The organism is uncultured Tateyamaria sp., from assembly GCF_947503415.1.
In the GTDB taxonomy this organism is placed as follows: domain Bacteria; phylum Pseudomonadota; class Alphaproteobacteria; order Rhodobacterales; family Rhodobacteraceae; genus Tateyamaria.
This window is the reverse complement of record NZ_CANNDS010000003.1, coordinates 78,981-94,418: the sequence shown is the minus strand read 5'-3', so window position 1 is coordinate 94,418 and position 15,438 is coordinate 78,981. Positions and strand designations below refer to the sequence as shown.

At 60.5% G+C, this 15,438-nt stretch carries 16 protein-coding genes; 4 read left to right on the top strand and 12 right to left on the bottom strand.

Annotated features, from left to right (window positions below; translation table 11 throughout):
* Positions 1 to 63: 63 nt before the first annotated feature.
* Positions 64 to 471, bottom strand: coding sequence for a universal stress protein (locus tag Q1A32_RS17100; protein WP_299655860.1), 408 nt, complete (start codon positions 469 to 471; stop codon positions 64 to 66).
* Between the two features lie 81 nt (positions 472 to 552).
* Positions 553 to 1,293, bottom strand: coding sequence for a transcriptional regulator FnrL (gene fnrL, locus Q1A32_RS17095; RefSeq protein WP_299655857.1), 741 nt, complete (start codon positions 1,291 to 1,293; stop codon positions 553 to 555).
* Between the two features lie 59 nt (positions 1,294 to 1,352).
* Between fnrL and hemN the strand changes: the two genes are divergently transcribed.
* Positions 1,353 to 2,705, top strand: a complete 1,353-nt coding sequence (gene hemN, locus Q1A32_RS17090) for an oxygen-independent coproporphyrinogen III oxidase (protein WP_299655854.1) — start codon at positions 1,353 to 1,355, stop codon at positions 2,703 to 2,705.
* Here the strand turns inward: hemN and iolG are convergent.
* From iolG to iolD, 6 genes are all read right to left on the bottom strand, one after another.
* Positions 2,702 to 3,697: an inositol 2-dehydrogenase gene (gene iolG, locus Q1A32_RS17085; protein ID WP_299655852.1), complete on the bottom strand. Its 996-nt coding sequence runs from the start codon at positions 3,695 to 3,697 to the stop codon at positions 2,702 to 2,704. The two genes, hemN and iolG, sit on opposite strands and share 4 nt — an antisense overlap.
* The gene (locus tag Q1A32_RS17080; RefSeq protein WP_299655849.1) at positions 3,694 to 4,527 is read right to left on the bottom strand and encodes a class II fructose-bisphosphate aldolase; all 834 of its coding nucleotides are present in this window, start codon (positions 4,525 to 4,527) and stop codon (positions 3,694 to 3,696) included. Before Q1A32_RS17080 ends, iolG begins: the two co-directional genes overlap by 4 nt.
* Positions 4,528 to 4,663: 136 nt before the next feature.
* Positions 4,664 to 5,518 (bottom strand): 5-deoxy-glucuronate isomerase, encoded by an 855-nt coding sequence (locus tag Q1A32_RS17075; protein ID WP_299655846.1) that lies wholly within the window; start codon positions 5,516 to 5,518, stop codon positions 4,664 to 4,666.
* A 13-nt stretch (positions 5,519 to 5,531) separates the two neighbouring features.
* Positions 5,532 to 6,512, bottom strand: a complete 981-nt coding sequence (iolC, locus tag Q1A32_RS17070; protein WP_299655843.1) for a 5-dehydro-2-deoxygluconokinase — start codon at positions 6,510 to 6,512, stop codon at positions 5,532 to 5,534.
* Positions 6,509 to 7,354 carry a phytanoyl-CoA dioxygenase family protein gene (locus tag Q1A32_RS17065; protein ID WP_299655840.1) on the bottom strand — a complete coding sequence of 282 codons (846 nt, stop codon included), beginning with the start codon at positions 7,352 to 7,354 and terminating at the stop codon, positions 6,509 to 6,511. The genes iolC and Q1A32_RS17065 overlap by 4 nt, the downstream gene beginning before the upstream one ends.
* The gene (gene iolD / locus Q1A32_RS17060) at positions 7,354 to 9,222 is read right to left on the bottom strand and encodes a 3D-(3,5/4)-trihydroxycyclohexane-1,2-dione acylhydrolase (decyclizing) (RefSeq protein ID WP_299655837.1); all 1,869 of its coding nucleotides are present in this window, start codon (positions 9,220 to 9,222) and stop codon (positions 7,354 to 7,356) included. Before iolD ends, Q1A32_RS17065 begins: the two co-directional genes overlap by 1 nt.
* A gap of 157 nt (positions 9,223 to 9,379) precedes the next feature.
* On the opposite strand from iolD, the gene Q1A32_RS17055 reads away from it, so the two are divergent.
* The 3 genes from Q1A32_RS17055 to Q1A32_RS17045 are packed head-to-tail and all read left to right on the top strand — an operon-like array spanning position 9,380 to position 12,550.
* Positions 9,380 to 10,483 (top strand): Gfo/Idh/MocA family protein, encoded by a 1,104-nt coding sequence (locus Q1A32_RS17055; RefSeq protein WP_299655835.1) that lies wholly within the window; start codon positions 9,380 to 9,382, stop codon positions 10,481 to 10,483.
* Positions 10,484 to 10,495: 12 nt separating this feature from the next.
* Positions 10,496 to 11,392, top strand: coding sequence for a TIM barrel protein (locus Q1A32_RS17050; RefSeq protein ID WP_299655833.1), 897 nt, complete (start codon positions 10,496 to 10,498; stop codon positions 11,390 to 11,392).
* A gap of 3 nt (positions 11,393 to 11,395) precedes the next feature.
* The gene (locus tag Q1A32_RS17045) at positions 11,396 to 12,550 is read left to right on the top strand and encodes a Gfo/Idh/MocA family protein (protein WP_299655831.1); all 1,155 of its coding nucleotides are present in this window, start codon (positions 11,396 to 11,398) and stop codon (positions 12,548 to 12,550) included.
* Positions 12,551 to 12,612: 62 nt separating this feature from the next.
* Here Q1A32_RS17045 and Q1A32_RS17040 read toward each other — a convergent pair whose 3' ends face one another.
* The 4 genes from Q1A32_RS17040 to Q1A32_RS17025 all read right to left on the bottom strand — a co-directional run bounded on the left by Q1A32_RS17040 (position 12,613) and on the right by Q1A32_RS17025 (position 15,437).
* Positions 12,613 to 13,347 carry a class I SAM-dependent methyltransferase gene (locus Q1A32_RS17040; RefSeq protein ID WP_299655829.1) on the bottom strand — a complete coding sequence of 245 codons (735 nt, stop codon included), beginning with the start codon at positions 13,345 to 13,347 and terminating at the stop codon, positions 12,613 to 12,615.
* 107 nt (positions 13,348 to 13,454) lie between these two features.
* A complete protein-coding gene (locus Q1A32_RS17035) occupies positions 13,455 to 14,456 on the bottom strand; it encodes a LacI family DNA-binding transcriptional regulator (protein WP_299655824.1) in 1,002 nt (333 codons plus the stop codon).
* Between the two features lie 3 nt (positions 14,457 to 14,459).
* Entirely contained in the window at positions 14,460 to 14,654 is a 195-nt protein-coding gene (locus Q1A32_RS17030) for a hypothetical protein (protein ID WP_299614648.1), read from the bottom strand.
* Positions 14,655 to 14,663: 9 nt separating this feature from the next.
* Positions 14,664 to 15,437, bottom strand: a complete 774-nt coding sequence (locus Q1A32_RS17025) for an ATP-binding cassette domain-containing protein (protein ID WP_299655821.1) — start codon at positions 15,435 to 15,437, stop codon at positions 14,664 to 14,666.
* Position 15,438 lies beyond the last annotated feature (1 nt).

The following is a 15,438-nucleotide window of genomic DNA, read 5'->3' as shown; positions in this document are numbered from 1 at the left end:
GTATGTTTTCTGATTAGGGACCCGTGCGCCGAGGCGCGTTGATCTGGATCAAGATGCGCAGATTTACCGGATGACATGCACCGCGCACTTCACGTGACGAGTGACCCATGCAGCCGTCGATCCCAGTAGGATGTCGGACAGCGCGGGCTGGTGGGACGGCATGACAATCAGGTCAATCCCGTGTTCTTGCGCATAATCCGTGATGCTGCGCCCGGTCGGCCCTTCAATCAGGGCGCTCTGGCAATTGGGCAGTTCCGACGCCATGACCTGCAGACGCGCATTCACGCGCTCCCGGCTTCCTGCGACAAGGTCTGCGGGGATGTACTCTGCCGCGTAGACCGGCAGTTGTTCCATCACGTGCAGCAATGTGATGCGGGCACCTTCCGACGCCAGATGCTGTGCGACGGCTGTGGCTTGGGCATGATCGCGTCCCTCACCGAATGCGACGGGGATCAGAATGTTGGAATACATGGGAAAGCCCTCCTTTGGCCCTAAGGCCAGAAGGGATAGCAGCCCCCGTGCGGAGGCGCGTTGATGTGGATCAAGCCTTGATCAGATCAGGGGACCACCGTCAGAATCATCACCGCTTTCCAGCAGCAACGTCTCAAGGTCGGGGACAAGCACAACACGGTTCCCATCCAGTTCGATGACGCCATCCTTGCGCAGTCCGGTGAATTGACGGCTGACGGTTTCAATGGTGAGACCCAAGAAATTGGCCATCGCCTCACGGCTGATCGGCAGCTGAATACGGGAGGTATCCCCCAACACCCGACCATCAGGATGCACTGTGCGTTTGGCGATCAGCATCAGGAAGCTGGCGATCTTCTCCCGCGCCGTCTTGCGCCCCAGAAGCAACATCCAGTCGCGCGCGGCATCCAATTCGTCCAGCGCCATCTCCAACATGCGCTCTTGCACATGAGGAACCTCTTTCAACAGCTTTTCGAAGGGCTTGCGGTAAAAACAACATAGCGTGACATCGGTTACGGCCGTGACATCATATTGCAACGTGTCGCGTCCCGGACGGCCAATGAAGTCTGAGGGCAGCAAAAGACCAACAAGCTGGGTTCGCCCATCCTCGATCCCGCGCTCCAACGTCGCTGTGCCGCCCACAACAGAGGCGACAACATCCAGCGCGTCGCCACGCATCGCGATGGTCTGCCCGGCGGAATACGTCTTGTAGAACTTGATCTGGTTCAGCTGCTCCAGCTCATCATCATCACAACGCGCGCAGACAGCCCGGTGACGGATCGGGCAGGTCGAACAGCTTTCAACGGCCGCAAGCGGTTTGTTCATCTTAAGCTCCGTTGATCTGTGTCAATGCACGGGGCCGACAGATCACTGAACTTGGATGAATGAAACACGTTTCCGACCTCCGCCGTCATGGGCTTTTCGATGCCAGGGTGCCACGCTTTACAAGCTACCCACCCGCCAATTGGTTCAGCGAAGGGGTGAATGCGGAATGCGTGCGCACCTGGCAATCCACTGCTCCCAAGGATGCAGAGATTTCGCTGTATGTCCACATCCCGTTTTGCCGCAGATTATGCTGGTTCTGTGCCTGCCGGACCCAAGGCACGCGCAACGACGCCCCGCTTGCGCCCTATGTCGAGCGGGTGCTGACCGAGGCGCGCGCCACACGCGACGGTTTCACACAAACAGTCAAACCCAAGCGCCTGCACCTTGGCGGTGGCACGCCCACCATACTCTCCGCCGACCTGCTGGACCGGTTGCTGACAGGGCTGAATGACATTTGGGGCCTCGATGACCTCGAGGAGTTCTCCGTCGAGGTGGACCCGACAGATGTGGGACCCAAGCGCCTTGCCATGCTCAAGAAGCATGGGCTGTCGCGCGCGAGCCTTGGTATTCAGGATTTCGATCCACACGTGCAGCAAGCCATCGGGCGAGAGCAATCTTTCGAGATGACGGCTGACGTCGTCACGCAGTTGCGCCTGCTTGACGTTAATGCACTAAACTTCGATCTGCTGTATGGCCTACCGTTTCAAACAGAACAGACGCTGACTGCCACATTGCAGGCCGCACTTGAGATGGAGCCGACCCGCATTGCGCTTTTTGGGTACGCGCATGTGCCTTGGATGTCCAAGCGGCAATCTCTCATCCCAAGCGACGCATTGCCAAAGCCGGAAAAACGGTTGGAGCTCTTCGATCTGGCCCGGCGTACGCTATTGGGTCAGGGCTATGTCCAGATCGGGATCGACCACTTTGCACGCCCCGACGACGCACTGGCACAAGCCTACTTTGACAAGCGGCTGACCCGATCCTTCCAAGGCTACACCGATGACAACGCCCCATATCTGATCGGATTGGGGGCGTCAGCCATCTCGACATATCCGCAGGGATTTGCGCAGAACATTCCCGTCACCGGGAAATACGCGGCCGAGGTTGAAGCGGATCGCTCACCGATCTGGCGGGGCTATGCCCTGAACGATCTGGATCACCTGAAGGCAAACGTGGTTGAGCAACTGATGTGCTATCACGCGGCTACGTTGTCGGACGTACAGTTATCGGACGAGCAGGTGTTGACTAGCATCCTGCACATCGTCGAAAGGTTCAGTGATGCCGTGACATGGGACGGGTCCACGCTGTCGATTGCGCGGTGGGCGCACCCACTTGTGCGCCTGATCGCCGGTGCCATGACGAACGACCACACCGAGCAATCCGACCAGCGGACCTACAGCGCCGCGATCTAGTCGAACACGAGTGCTTGTGGCGTGCCTGCCTCAAGCGACGCCTGCGCCGCATCGGCCATCACCTGCGCCTTGTAGCCATCTATGCCACTTGGGTTCGGCGTCGTGCCTGCGGTCAGGACCTCGACGAAATGCTCCATCTCGGCGGTATAGGCCGCGGCATAGCGTTCGAGGAAGAAGGGTTCGGTGGGCGCGCGGGTGAAACCGCTGGCGTTCGACATCTCAACGGTTGAGGTCAGCACGTTGTCGGCCCGCAGCATTCCCTCTTCCCCATGCACCTCGATCCGTTGATCGTAGCCATAGGTCGCGCGGCGCGAGTTGGAGATTTGGCACAGCTTGCCGGAGCCGGTGCGCAGGCTGACCATCGCCGTGTCCACGTCGCCCGCCTGCCCGATCTCTGGGTCAACAAGGCAGGAGCCATGGGCAAAGATTTCCACCGGATCTTCGCCCAGCAGGAACCGCGCCATATCGAGGTCATGGATCATCATGTCCCGGAACAGGCCACCCGAGGTCTTGATATAGCCGATGGGCGGCGGCGACGGGTCGCGCGACAGAATCGTGACCATCTCGACCTTGCCGATATGACCCTCGTCGATCTGGCTTTTGAGTGTGCGAAAGTTTGGGTCGAAGCGGCGGTTGAACGCAATGAAGAAGGGCACATCGTGCTGTTCGACCACAGCGAGGCAATCGCGGATGCGCGCTGCGTTCAGGTCGATGGGTTTTTCACAGAAAATCGCCTTGCCCGCGCGGGCCGCACTATGGATCAGATCGTAGTGCGTCGTGGTAGGCGTGCCGATCACCACCGCGTCGATATCGGGGGCGGCAAGGATATCCTCGACCTCCATCACCTTCGCTTCCGTGCGTGCGGCCAGCACATTGGCCGCGTCAGGCATCGCGTCGGCCACGGCGGCAACCCGTGCGCCTTCCATGCCCATCAGGCTGCGGGCGTGGACCTGTCCGATGCGGCCACAGCCCAGAAGTGCGATGTTGATCATGGTTCGGCTCTCATGGTTTTCAGGACGGTGCGGGTGGCCGCGACCACAGGATCATGCGTGTCCTTCAAGATTTGCACACGGTCGAAGCGGTCGGGATCGGAGTTCACGGCATTGCGCAGCGCATGACCAAAGGCCTGCCGCAACTCGGTCCCGATGTTGAACTTGCAGATGTTGGTTTGTGTGGCGAGCTTGCGCCGCTGCGCGGCAGGCACGCCCGATCCGCCGTGAATGACCAACGGCACGTCCGTCAGCGCTTGGATGGCAGCAATTCGGTCTTCGTCCAGCCCACCCGATTGGTCGGTTTGCAGGTGCACGTTGCCGACGGAAATCGCCATGGCGTCCACGCCTGTTTCCTTGGCGAACTGAGCGGCTTCCTCCGGGTCTGTTCCGGCTGAGGCCTCGCCATTGTCATAGCCTACGAACCCGATCTCCCCCTCGCAGGAGATGCCCGCCGCATGCGCCATGTCGGCAATGGCTTTGGTTTCTGCGATGTTCTCGGCCAAAGGCTTGCGCGAGCCGTCGAACATGAGGGAGGTGAAGCCGCTGTCGAGCGCTTCCTTGCACTCGCCAAATGTGTAGCCATGGTCGAGATGTGCGACAACGGGCACGCTTGCTGCTTCGGCCAGATGGCGGAACATCTTGCCCAGCACAGGCAGCGGCGTGTGTTCGCGACAGCTTGGTCCGGCTTGCAAGATCACCGGGCAGCCCTCGGCCTCGGCTGCGGCAACATAGGCGCGCATGTCTTCCCAGCCCAAGCAGACCAGACCGGCGACGGCGTAGCCTTTGGTTTTGGCGGGGATGAGAACGTCTGAGAGTGTTGCCAAGGTCATGGGACCAGACCCGCGCAGATTAGATGTACCGCACGGCGGGCACCGCCGGGCAGCGCCCGTCCGCCCCCACGGGCGGGCGCTACACGCGACGCCCGCGGACGGACGCTGCCCTCAGTACATAAAGCTGAATGGAACATCACTTGAACTTCGCGATCATGTCCTTGATGCCGGGGATCGTTTCGATCTGGTAGGCATGGGTGGGCTGGAAATACTGCACCAGACTGCGCTGGCTCAGACCGCCGAGAATGGTGAAGTAATACATCTCGTAGCCCGGCAGCACCGCGCAGGGGTGGTAGCCATTATCGAGGCAGATCGTGGAGCCATCGACGATGTGATAAGCGTCCCCTGCTGTATTGTCATTGCGTTGCAGCATCTGCACGCCCGAGCCGTGATTGGGGCGAAACCGGAAATTGTAGGTCTCGTCATGACGTGTCTCGATGATCTCACCCGCCTCAGATCGGTCGGTGTCGTGCTTGTGGCTGGGGAAGCCAGACCAACCGCCCTGCCCCACGGTGAAGAGTTCAGACACCAGCAAACGACCCACCTTGTCGTGGTACTTGGTGCCAAGGATGTGCTTGATCTTGCGGTGCGTTTTCGTGTCGTCGGAGCCGTATTGCACAAGATCCAACTCGTCATTTCGCACGGCAAAGGCGTCCAGCACCTTGTCATACCGCGCGCCGGCCACGAAGATTTCAGCTTCGTCCGATGTGCAGACCATCTCTGCCTTGGCAGCTGTGGGCACATAGACGCCTTCGGGCTCGCCGTCCCACACGTCCACGCCACGCCCGCCCAGCGCATCGGCCTTGAACCCTTCGACATTCACGTCGACGGTGCCCGTCGCGGGCACGATGCACGTCTCGTATCCCGGCACGGTATATTCAAACGCCTCGCCCTTTTTCAGCTTCACTATGTTGAAGTAATTGAGCGGGACGGTGGCGTCGTCGGCATCCACGATCGGTTTGTTCTGGTTGTCGTAAGGCGCGATATGCATGTGTCTGCCTCCTTTAGGGTGATGTCGAACCGGGATGGTTTGTCAGGAAATCGTCCAACAGGTCGGGGGTGGGCATGGCTGGCGCACACCCCGGTTGCGAGACGGTGATGGAGGCGCAAGCGGACCCGCGCAGGATAGCGGTTTTCAGGTCGTGGCCATCGGCGAGGCCGGTCATGAGACCTGCCATAAACGCGTCCCCTGCCCCGTTGGGTTTGACGGCGGTGACAGGGTAGATGCCGGTGGCGATCTCTTCGCCGCCCGCATAGGTGACAGCGCCCTTTTCACCCATTTTGTAGATGACGATCTCCGCTGTCGTTTCGGACAATGCGCGGGCCTTGGCCTGCCCCTTGTCCATGCCACCGGCCATGAAGCCGAACTCTTCGTCATTGCCGACGATCATGTCCGAGGCGTCCGCTGCACGGCTCAACACATCGGCGGCGACCTGCGGAGACGGCCAGGAATAGGGGCGGTAATCGACATCGAAGATGATGGGCAGACCGGCGGCTTTGGCCAGTTCGAAACTGCGGAACGTGGCGCTGCGCGAGGGTTCGGCGGCGAAGACCGTGCCTGCGGTGATCAATGCGCCGTACTTGGAATAGTCCACGGCTTCGACATCTTGAGAAGTCATCTGAAAGTCCGCCGCCCCATTGCGGTAGATGACGTTCCGATGCCCTTCGAGCACACTTTCGTAGAAGGCCAGCGAGTTGCGATATTCGCCGCCAACCCTGTTCACGTGAGTGGTGTCTACGCCGTAATGCTGTAGGCGGTTGATGCAGTAGCTGCCAACCGAGTCGTCCGAGACAGACGTGACGAGGGCGGCCTTGCCCCCGAGTTTGCAGATGCCTGCGCCGATGTTCGCAGCCGATCCACCAAGGTCGACCGTCAGCCGTTCCGCATCTTCGGCCCGCACACCCACATCCGTAAAGAAGTCGATGCCGGCGCGCCCCACAATGACGAAGTCGTTGTCCCTTATGCCATTCAGAAGTGCGCTCATTTGATGCCCTCGGCGTTTATGGCGTCTGCTTGATCCAGAATTTCCGGGTACTTGTAGTTGAAACCCAGAAGCTGCCGCATCTCGGGGCCGGCCGCGTCGAGGAAGGCTTGTGGCAAAGCGCCCGGCATATCCTCTAGCGGTTTGACGAATTTCGGGATGTAGTTGATCAGCACGGCGTTGCGGTCGTGATCGGCGGTGTTGGGCATCGCGCAGTGCCATGCTGCGCCAAAGAAGATCACGACGTCGCCGGGGTCCCCCGTCATGCGGGCGCAGTTGGCGTAGAAATGATCGCGGTCGTCGGGCGTGGGATAACGCATGTTTTTCTGGCTGCCGGGCAGATAGGCTGTCGCACCGCTTTCGTCTGTGAACGGGTCCAGCGCGATGGTCACTTGCGCGTTCATCGGAAAGCTGGCGTTCAGGCCCATTGGGTGTGTGTCGGGCGCATGGAAATCCCAATAGGGAAAGTCGATATGCGGCTCTTGCCCCGGCCCGCCGGGCAGGATGCGGTTGGCGGCGATGGAGCCCATGATGAATTCTGACCCCAACCAACGACTGAGCACGGCCATGATAACGGGATGCGTGGCCATGTCCGAGAACACCTCGCCCTTGGCCAGCAGGTTCCAGACGCGGCGTTGCAGGTTGGCCTTGCCCTCTTCCATGGCCGCGCCCTGAAAGTGTGTGACCTTGTCACCCTCGCCATCCGAATGCATCATGATCCGCGCGCGGGCATCAGCAATCTGGTCAGCGGAGAACAGGCCAGTGATACGCACCGCGCTGGGGCCGTTGAGCATCTCGTCGCAGATCGCGACCGGGTCAGCGCTATCAGCGGTAAAGGTCTGCATCACACACCCTTGCGCTGTTTGGGCCGGGTGGATTCCCAATCCGCGTGGGCGGCGGCAACCTTGTCATTTTCGGTCACATGCGGCGTGCCGACCTCCCACCAACTGTGACCACCTTCGGTCCAGCCCTCGTAGGCGTCGACCTTCATGCAGATGACATAGGTTTTGTCGCTGGCCCTGGCGCGTTTGAACGCCTCGCCCAGTTCGGTGGGGTTCGCGACCGTCTCAGCCGCTGCCCCCATGCTGGCGGCGTGGGCTTCGAAATCCACGGCAAAGGCTTCGGGAATTGTCGGCGCGTCGCTGAGCAGGTTATTGAAACCTTCGTTGCCGGTGTTGTTCTGCAGCTTGTTGATGACGGCAAAGCCGCCGTTGTCCAAAACCAGCACAATCATCTTTTTCTGGCTGAGGACGGACGAATAGATGTCGGAGTTCATCAGCAGGTACGAGCCATCGCCACAGAAGGTGATCACGTCCTGATCCGGTTCCCGTTCGGACTGCGCGATGCGGGCACCCCATGCGCCTGCAATCTCGTAGCCCATGCAGGAAAAGCCGAACTCGACGTCCACGGTCCCAATTTCCAGCGTGCGCCAGTTGGCCGTCACCTCGGCAGGCAAACCACCCGCTGCTGCGACCACGCGGTCGCGCCGGTCACAGGCTGCATTCACGACGCCGATGGCTTGGGCATAGGAGTTGGGGCGGTTCCCGTGGGCCACATTGGCCGCGACATAGTCAGTCCACTTGGCGCGTTCTTCTTTGGCAAATGCCAGCCAATCGGACGGAGCCATATAGCCGGTCATCGCCGCACCCAGCGCATCCAGTCCCAGCTTGGCATCGCCGACGACAGGAAGCGACCGGTGCTTGCCTGCATCGTGCCGCCCTGCGTTCAGGCCAATGATCTGAGCGTCAGGTGCGAAGGCCGTCCATGAGCCGGTGGTGAAGTCCTGCAAACGGCAGCCGACCGACAGGATCACGTCGGCTTTTTCTGCAATCGCATTGGCGCTGTCCGACCCGGTCACGCCGATGGGTCCGCAATTGAGCGGATGCGTGTCGAGCATATTGGCGCGGCCCGCGATGGTTTCGACCACGGGAATATCGTGCGCCTCTGCAAAGGCAGTGAGGTCTTCGACCGCGCCGGAATACTGCACCCCGCCTCCTGCGATGATCATGGGCCGCTTGGCTGCTTTGAGCGCGGCAGCGGCATCCGTTACCTCTGCTGCATCCGGGAACTGACGGCGGATGCGGTGGGTTTTGCGTTCGAACATCGCCAGCGGGTAGTCATAGGCCCAACCTTGTACATCCTGCGGCAAACCGATGAAGGCGGGGCCACAATCCGCAGCGTCCAGCATGGTCGCAAGCGCGTTGGGCAGGGATTGGATGATCTGCGCGGGGTGCGTGATGCGGTCCCAATAACGGGTCACGGGCTTGAAGGCGTCATTCACGCCGAAGGTCGGGTCGCCGAAATGTTCGAGCTGTTGCAGCACCGGGTCGGGCAAACGGGTCAGGAACGTATCGCCACACAGCATGAGCATAGGCAGGCGGTTCGCATGGGCCAAGGCCGAGGCAGTCAACAGGTTCGCAGTGCCCGGCCCAGCACTTGCTGTGCAAAACATGAACCGCTGGCGCAGCCATGTCTTGGCATATGCCGCGGCCGCAAATCCCATGCTCTGTTCGTTCTGCCCGCGATAAAGCGGCAACTCGGCTTTGTGGTCATACAACGCCTCACCCAGACAGGTCACATTGCCATGCCCGAAGATGCCAAAACCACCGCCGCACAGGCGCCATTCCTGTCCGTCAATTTCGATATACTGTGCCGCCAGATAGCGGATGATTGCCTGTGCTGTCGTCAAACGCACTGTGTCGCTGCCCGCCATAAAATCCTCCCCATGGCTCGCGCGATTTCGTTTATGGCCATTTGATGCGCGATTTCATCTCGCGACGATTCTGTATTGACCCATCCGTTGCAATGACGATACCGATATTCCAACGCGTTGCAACCGGTTGCAAATACTTTTTGGAGGGAGGCAGGCCATGTCCGAAATCGGCATCGGAATCATCGGCGGCGGCTATATGGGCAAGGCGCATGCGGTGGCCTTTGGCGCGGTGGCCGCAGTGTTCGACACAGCCCTGCGCCCCCGGCTTGAGATGGTCTGCGCGACCACGACTGCATCTGCGGAACGCTACCGCAAAACATACGGATTCGCACGGGCGACCGAGAATTGGCGCGTGCTGGTGAACGACCCAAAGATTGAGGCCATTGTTATCGCCTCGCCCCAAGATACCCATCGCGACATTGCTTTGGCTGCCTTTGCAGCCGCCAAGCCTGTTCTGTGTGAAAAACCCCTCGCTGAAACGCCGGATCACGCGCGGGAAATGTCGGATGCGGCCAGAGCGGCTGGCGTCGCCAACATGGTCGGCTTCAACTACGCCAAAACCCCCGCCACACAATACGCCCGCCAATTGGTGGCAGAGGGGCGCATCGGGCAGATCACATCCTTTCGCGGCGAGATGACCGAGGATTTTTATGCCGACCCCGAAAGCCCCGGCACGTGGCGCGCCCAAGGGGATGCAAATGGCTGCATGGGCGATCTGGCCCCGCATCCGATCAACTGCGCCCAGGCGCTCATGGGCCCGATCGAGGCGCTGTTCGCCCGGGTCGAAACCGTACATCCGATGCGAAACGGGGTCGAAGTGACCAATGACGACCAAGCCTATCTGACGTTGCGATTCGCCTCCGGCATCAATGGCAGCCTGTTCATCAGCCGCGTGGCGACAGGGCGCAAGATGGGCTATGCCTATGATATCTATGGCACAAAGGGCGCGATCCGCTTTGATGGTGAGGATCAGAATGCACTCTGGCTCTATACCGCCGAGGGTCCAGAGGCCGAGCGGGGATTTCGCAAGATCCTGACCGGTCCCGCCCATCCCGACTACCTGCCCTTCTGTCAGGGACCGGGGCATGGCACCGGCTATCAGGACCAGATCATCATCGAGGCCAAGGACTTTCTGACTGCGATCCACACCGGCGACCCGGTGTGGCCCACGTTCGAAGAAGGCCTGCGCGTCAATCAAGTTGTGGCTGCGGCCCTCGCGTCCTCTCGGGCAGAGGCTTGGGTCAACGTGGCGGATTTCTAAAGAGGCAAAGACATGATCAAGATCGGCAATGCCCCCTGCTCCTGGGGTGTGGAATTTGCGGACGACCCGCGCAATCCGGCGTGGCGCAAGGTGCTGCAGGAAAACGCGGATGCGGGATATACCGGGATCGAGCTGGGGCCTGTCGGCTTCATGCCGGAGGACCCGGCGGTACTGGGTGACGCGCTGGAAGAGTTCGGGCAGGAACTGGTCGGCGGTGTGGTGTTCCGCCCCTTCCATGATCCGAATGCGTGGGACGATGTGATGGACGGCGCCGTGCGCACCTGCAAGGCGCTAAAAGCGCACGGGGCGCAGCATCTGGTTTTGATCGACAGTATCTCTGAACGTCGTGCGCCGACTGCGGGTCGCGCGGCGGAGGCTGAGCAGATGGACAAAGCCGAGTGGACAGCGTTCCGCGACCGTATCGCGACCGTCGCCAAGATGGGGGCGGAAGAGTACGGGCTGACGGTGGGCATGCACGCTCACGCTGCAGGGTTCATTGACTTTGAACCTGAGTTGGAGCGCCTGCTGGACGAGGTGGACGAAAGCATCCTGAAGATCTGTTTCGACACGGGCCACCATTCCTATGCGGGCTTTGATCCGGTGGCGTTTATGAAGCGTCATATCGACCGTATCAGCTACATGCACTTCAAGGATATCGACCCGAAGGTGAAGGCCGATGTGATTGCCAAGCGCACTGGGTTCTATGATGCCTGTGGTCAGGGAATTTTCTGCAATCTGGGTGACGGCGATGTGGATTTCCCGGCTGTGCGTCAGGTGCTGCTCGACAACGGCTTTGACGGCTGGTGCACGGTTGAGCAGGATTGCGACCCTGCGGGCGACACGTCGCCCATCGACGACGCGAAACTGAACCGCGCATACCTGCAATCCATTGGTTTTGAAGGAGCTTAAGCCATGGCAAAGCTGCAATGGGGCATGATCGGCGGCGGTGAAGGTAGTCAGATTGGGCCTGCGCATCGTTTGGGCGCGGGACTGGACGGGCTGTTTGAATTCTCGGCAGGTGCGTTGGATCACCGACCCGAGGAAGGGCGTGAGTACGGCCAGCGGCTGGGTCTGGGTGACCGGGCCTATGGGTCATGGCAGGAGATGCTGGAGGGCGAGCAGAAGCGCGATGATCGGATTGATCTGGTCACGGTTGCCACGCCCAACGCCACGCATTTCGAGATCACCAAAGCCTTCCTTGAGGGCGGCTTTCACGTGCTTTGCGAAAAGCCCATGACCATGACCGTGGAAGAGGGTCAGGAGATCGTTGAGATCGCGCAGAAGACCGGCAACATCTGCGCCGTGAACTATGGCTATTCGGGCTATTCACTCGTCCGTCACATGCGGGCCATGGTCGCGCGCGGCGACATCGGCAAGGTCCGGTTGGTCGTGGCCGAGTTTGCGCACGGCCACCATGCGGACGCGACGGATGCGGACAACCCGCGCGTCCGCTGGCGCTATGATCCGGCGCAGGCTGGCGTGTCGGCGCAGTTTGCCGATTGCGGGATACATGCCCTGCACATGGCGTCCTTTGTGACGGGCCAAGAGGTTGAACGGCTCAGCGCTGACACCGTATCCTGCATCGACGTGCGCACGCTGGAAGACGATGCAATGGTCAACTTCCGCATGGATGGCGGTGCCGTTGGGCGGCTTTGGACCAGTTCCGTTGCCATAGGGCGGCAGCACGGGCTGGGCATTCAGGTCTTTGGCGAAACGGGCGGTCTGCGTTGGAGCCAGGAACAGCCGAACCAGCTGTACTACATGCCGCTGAATGAACGGTTGCAGGTGATTGAGCGGGGAGAGGCGAACCTGTCGCCCGAAGCCGACCGGACCACCCGTGTCACCATCGGACACGCCGAGGGGATGCCGCTGGCCTTTGCCAATATCTACACCGATCTGGCCGAGGCGATCCGGGCGCGCAAGGAGGGGCGGCTGATGGATCCGGCGGCCAATCTGTATCCGCGAGCGGAGGATGGATTGCGGTCGATGGCGGCGGTGTTCGCTGTGGCCGAAAGCGGGAAGCAGGATGGCAAGTGGCTGGATGCGCGTCCGCCGATGTTCCGCTAAAACTGTGCAAGCGGCGCTGTCGTCAGCATTGCCCGATCACAGCGTTGGCGCGCTTCGTGTAGCTAGCAGGTCGTCTTCTTCCAAACCGAAATGTGGCTTTCACTCAAATGTGTGAACGGCGCTCTGTTCCAATCCGACCAGCGATGCTCGAACTCAAGCCCCGCAAGCTTCGCCATGAGATCTAATTCAGACGGCCAAACATATCGAAACGGGATCGACACGTGTTCGTGCCCGCCGTCCGCCATCCAGACATGGTTGGACGTATAGCTCTGATTTGAAATGTCATAGTCATCAACACCTATGTGGCGATCACAGCACGCGAATGCCATCTTGGTCTCGCCAAACGGGATACGTTGGAGGGGTGGAACACGCGTTTCGACCAGAAAACGTCCGCCGAGCCCCAGGTGTCGGGCCGCATTCCTGAAACACTCTATCTGAGCCTCTTGCGTGACAAGATTGTCGATCGTGTTAAAGACTAGAAACACCAGCGAGAACGGCCCCGCCAGACGCGTTGACGTCATGTCCCCGATAGCAATGTCCATCGGCGCGCCCGTCTCTTTCTTTCGAAGCTCCGCGACCATGGCCTTGGACAGCTCGATACCTTTTACACAGTGGCAATGCGCCGACAATGGAAGCGCAATGCGACCTGTTCCGACAGCGAATTCAAGAACGCTGCCGGTCCCGGCCAGTTCTTTCAGGCATGCAACCGTTTGATCGATCAGCGCAGGATCGTTTCCGCCATGGTCGCGGTCATAACTGTTTGCGACGGCCGCGCCAAAGTATCCATCCTCATCCATTGCATTGCGTCCCTTGCGTTCGTGTCAGCCGATCAGGTTTTTGCCTATGCGACCAGCGTCGCTCTTTGGATGAAACCCTACCCTATCAAGCTGCGAAGGCGTGCGTACTAACTTGCTATCGGGCGCAGCGTTCCGCGCTCCACAACATGACAATCGAAGCTCAGCGATTGGGCCACCGTTTCTTCGCCGTCCAACATTGCCTCCACCAGATCGACGGACGTACGGACAATCTCGTCTATCGGGTTGTGGATGGTGGTGAGGTCGATCAATTCCCACGCCGCCATTTCCATGTTGTTGAGGCCAAGGATGCCTACATCGCCGGGCACGGACAGGCCCGCGTCCTTGATGGCCGATAGCGCCCCAATGGACAGGACGTCATCGCCGCAGAAATATGCCTCCGCTGGCCCCATGGACAACAGGCGCGCCATCTCGGTGCGGCCTGCGTCAAAGGAGTAGGCGGAGGCGTAACTGACCGACAGCGACACGTCGGGGTGGCGGCCCAGTTCCTCGACAAAGCCGGTGTGGCGGTCGCGGGTGGAAGTGGCGCTGAGGGGGCCTGCGAGAAAGCCCACCTTGCGGTAGCCCCGTTTGATCAACTCGCGCGCGGCGATGCGGCCTGCTTCGATATTGTCGATGCCAAGCACGTTGATTTTGGGTGCATCAGTAAGGCGGCCAAAGGAATGGACGACGCGCATGCCCGCCTCGTGAAAGCTTTCTGCAAAGCTGACGGGCAAGGTGGATGACGCCACGATGACCGCATCGACCGAGTATTGTTGGAGCAGGCGGACAGAGTTGGATGGGTCGGTTTCGTCTGACAAGTTTACCAGCAGCGGACGCAGATCGCGCTTTTGCAACTCGCGCGTGACCAGATCGAAGACTTCGAGAAAGATCGGGTTGTGAAAGTTGTTGGAAATCACGCCGACCAGCTTGGTGCGGCCCGTGGTGAGCGATGAGGCGAGCGCGTTGGGACTGTACCCCAGTTCCAACGCGGCCTTTTCCACCTTTTCGCGGGTCTTGCCGCTGATGGACGCACCGGGCGTGAAACAACGCGACACGGCGGAGCGTGAGACCCCTGCCCGTTCGGCCACATCCTTGAGCGTTACCGCCACGGGTCAGTGACCGCCATCGTATTTGGACCAGTCGACGCGCATGAACTGCCATTGCGCAAGGGCCGCAAGCCCAAGGAAGATCACGCCCCAGATCACAGCCCCGGTGGACAGCTCGAACAGCCCCCAAAGAACACAGATCGCGACCGTCAGGTAGCGCCGCCAGGCGGGCGCAAAGAAGGCGTGGTCGAGGTTCAGCACGGGCCGACCTCAGGCCGCGTCCTCGTACCCTTCTTGCGTTTTGGCCCCGGTGATGTAGGCCACGACATCCTGTCCATCCGTATCTTCCTTGCGAAGGTTCGCGCAAATGCGCCCCCGGCGGAAAACCACGATCCGGTCCACCAAGTCAAACACCTGCCGCATGTTGTGGCTGACGAGGATGAGCGGCTCGCCGGCCTCTTTGAGCGTGCGGATGATGTTTTCGACCTGGGCCGTTTCCTGCACACCAAGCGCCGCCGTGGGTTCGTCCATGATCGTCAGCTTGGAATGGAACGTGGCCGTGCGCGCAATGGCCACGCATTGCCGCTGGCCGCCTGACATGTTCTGGATCGTGTTGCGGATGTTGGGGATTTTCACGGCCGTCTTCTCAAGCCCGTCGATGGTGGCCTGGCGCATCGCCTTGTAGTCGAGGAACCGGAAGGGGCCGAGCCAGTCGAACTTGGTGATCTCGCGCCCAAGGAACAGGTTGTCGGGCACGTCCAGATCGTCGGCCAGCGCAAGCGTTTGAAACACCGTCTCGATCCCTGCACGGCGCGCATCGAGCGGCCCGTCGAACTGCACAGGCGCGCCGTCAAACATGATGTCGCCCGATGTGCGTTGTTCGACCCCGGTGATCTGGCGGACGAAGGTGGATTTGCCCGCCCCGTTGTCGCCCATGATCGCCACGTGTTCGCCCTTGTGCAGCACGAAGTTCGCGTCGTTCAACGCATGCACACCGCCGTAGTGCTTGGTCAGCCCACGGGTCTCAAGAATGACGTCACTCATG

What these genes read in the sequence shown, in the direction of transcription:
- iolD (WP_299655837.1), bottom strand. Translation starts at nt 9,222, where the DNA reads ATGGCGGGCAGCGACACAGTGCGTTTGACGACAGCACAGGCAATCATC.
- Q1A32_RS17025 (WP_299655821.1), bottom strand. Translation starts at nt 15,437, where the DNA reads ATGAGTGACGTCATTCTTGAGACCCGTGGGCTGACCAAGCACTACGGC.
- fnrL (WP_299655857.1), bottom strand. Translation starts at nt 1,293, where the DNA reads ATGAACAAACCGCTTGCGGCCGTTGAAAGCTGTTCGACCTGCCCGATC.
- Q1A32_RS17065 (WP_299655840.1), bottom strand. Translation starts at nt 7,354, where the DNA reads ATGCAGACCTTTACCGCTGATAGCGCTGACCCGGTCGCGATCTGCGAC.
- Q1A32_RS17080 (WP_299655849.1), bottom strand. Translation starts at nt 4,527, where the DNA reads ATGACCTTGGCAACACTCTCAGACGTTCTCATCCCCGCCAAAACCAAA.
- Q1A32_RS17050 (WP_299655833.1), top strand. Translation starts at nt 10,496, where the DNA reads ATGATCAAGATCGGCAATGCCCCCTGCTCCTGGGGTGTGGAATTTGCG.
- Q1A32_RS17055 (WP_299655835.1), top strand. Translation starts at nt 9,380, where the DNA reads ATGTCCGAAATCGGCATCGGAATCATCGGCGGCGGCTATATGGGCAAG.
- Q1A32_RS17100 (WP_299655860.1), bottom strand. Translation starts at nt 471, where the DNA reads ATGTATTCCAACATTCTGATCCCCGTCGCATTCGGTGAGGGACGCGAT.
- Q1A32_RS17045 (WP_299655831.1), top strand. Translation starts at nt 11,396, where the DNA reads ATGGCAAAGCTGCAATGGGGCATGATCGGCGGCGGTGAAGGTAGTCAG.
- Q1A32_RS17075 (WP_299655846.1), bottom strand. Translation starts at nt 5,518, where the DNA reads ATGCATATCGCGCCTTACGACAACCAGAACAAACCGATCGTGGATGCC.
- iolC (WP_299655843.1), bottom strand. Translation starts at nt 6,512, where the DNA reads ATGAGCGCACTTCTGAATGGCATAAGGGACAACGACTTCGTCATTGTG.
- hemN (WP_299655854.1), top strand. Translation starts at nt 1,353, where the DNA reads ATGAAACACGTTTCCGACCTCCGCCGTCATGGGCTTTTCGATGCCAGG.
- Q1A32_RS17040 (WP_299655829.1), bottom strand. Translation starts at nt 13,347, where the DNA reads ATGGATGAGGATGGATACTTTGGCGCGGCCGTCGCAAACAGTTATGAC.
- iolG (WP_299655852.1), bottom strand. Translation starts at nt 3,697, where the DNA reads ATGATCAACATCGCACTTCTGGGCTGTGGCCGCATCGGACAGGTCCAC.